Raw genomic sequence first — 380 nt, 5'->3', positions numbered from 1 at the left:
AGGGGGTGGGAAACCTCATCTTGAAACGTGCTTCCCGCTTAGATGCATTCAGCGGTTATCACTTCCGAACGTAGCTAACCAGCCGTGCCCCTGGCGGGACAACTGGCACACCAGAGGTTCGTCCATCCCGGTCCTCTCGTACTAGGGACAGCCTTTCTCAAGTTTCCTGCGCGCGCGGCGGATAGGGACCGAACTGTCTCACGACGTTCTAAACCCAGCTCGCGTGCCGCTTTAATGGGCGAACAGCCCAACCCTTGGGACCTACTCCAGCCCCAGGATGCGACGAGCCGACATCGAGGTGCCAAACCATCCCGTCGATATGGACTCTTGGGGAAGATCAGCCTGTTATCCCCGGGGTACCTTTTATCCGTTGAGCGACG

The 380-nt window shown here is 58.4% G+C and carries 1 rRNA gene; it reads right to left on the bottom strand.

Going from position 1 to position 380, the window contains the following annotated elements:
* Nucleotides 1-380, bottom strand: a 23S ribosomal RNA gene (locus ACYQ0U_RS22840); the annotation flags it as partial.

It is taken from the genome of Nocardioides pyridinolyticus, assembly GCF_054653575.1.
This window is presented reverse-complemented; position numbering and strand designations above follow the sequence as displayed.